This is a genomic window from Paraburkholderia sp. SIMBA_053 (assembly GCF_046534895.1).
GTDB lineage: Bacteria > Pseudomonadota > Gammaproteobacteria > Burkholderiales > Burkholderiaceae > Paraburkholderia > Paraburkholderia caledonica.
Map to the genome: position 1 here is coordinate 1 of NZ_JAWRXU010000597.1, position 276 is coordinate 276.

The following is a 276-nucleotide window of genomic DNA, read 5'->3' on the forward strand; positions in this document are numbered from 1 at the left end:
GTCTTCACGGCCAACGCGGCGCCGTTCCTCGTGGCTCGCGCTAACGAGCAGGTGAAGAACGACGTCTGCTATAGCGCAACAAACGTGAAGATGCTGGGCCTTAACGCCGGTGTCGCGTACGGCCCGCTGGCGTCGACGCACCATGCCATCGACGACATTTCGATCATGAGCGGATTCGGCAACGTGCAGATTCTTGCGCCGTGCGACGGGATCGAAGTCGTGCAGATGATCGAATACGCCGCGGCCGTCGAAGGTCCCGTATATATCCGGCTCGAT

The 276-nt window shown here is 60.5% G+C and carries 1 pseudogene; it reads left to right on the plus strand.

The features are described 5' to 3' along the window. Positions 1–276: pseudogene (locus tag SB753_RS36995) on the plus strand (transketolase family protein); the annotation flags it as partial.